Raw genomic sequence first — 793 nt, 5'->3', positions numbered from 1 at the left:
CTGTGAGTTATTCTACTCACTTAATGAGGTGTCCAAAACTATTGGATCAGATCATTATTATTGGACATATCGTTTTTGTTAACTTTGGTGTTTGTGGATAAAACCACCAACAAATTACCCTTAACATTCTAATTAATTTTATTGTCGGTAATTTCATATTTAAGTTACTAAACAATCCTAGATTTTCCACTTGCGGCTCGCTTTTTGGCACTACTTTGTACGTAGACTGAATCGGTAGTTGCCATGCTTGAGTGGCCCAAATCCTCCAGACACATCTTTCAAGGCGCGACCTCTTTCAATCTCCATGCTGGCACCTGTATGTCTTAACCAATGTGGTGAAACATCTTTATAGATTTGAGCATGTTTTTCGCCACATTTAGATTTTGCAATATCATAAGTAGTCTCCAGTACTTGGTGAACTAATCGAGCTAATTGTCGTCCACTCATGCCGCCAACGCCACGGATTTTTTCGACTATAGGCTGTTTTTCTTGACGACCTGGGAATGCCGATAATCCGCGCCATAGGCGATAACGTTCAAGATATGGTAAAAAGCTATCTGGTACTGAAATGTCGCGAATTTTTTTACCTTTACCAAATATTTTTAACCACCAGTTTTTATCATCATCTTGCCAAAAATGATTCATAGTTGGGAGCCAATCGTCGCGCTCAGAAAGCTCTGAAATTCGCAAAAACATGGTTTTCATTGCGGCAATCAAGAATAAATTTCGTTCATATATTGGATCATCGGAAGCCATATTTTCAGCGGTTTGTAACAAAAGTTCCCACTGCGAT

At 38.8% G+C, this 793-nt stretch carries 1 pseudogene; it reads right to left on the bottom strand.

Annotation, left to right across the window (positions count from 1 at the left end):
• Positions 1–210: 210 nt before the first annotated feature.
• Positions 211–793: pseudogene (locus tag WSC_RS23700) on the bottom strand (tyrosine-type recombinase/integrase); the annotation flags it as partial.

This window comes from Catenovulum agarivorans YM01, from assembly GCF_000281085.1.
Classification (GTDB): Bacteria; Pseudomonadota; Gammaproteobacteria; order Enterobacterales; family Alteromonadaceae; genus Catenovulum; species Catenovulum agarivorans.
Note: the sequence above shows the minus strand (reverse complement) of the source record. Positions and strands in the feature narration are given on the sequence as shown.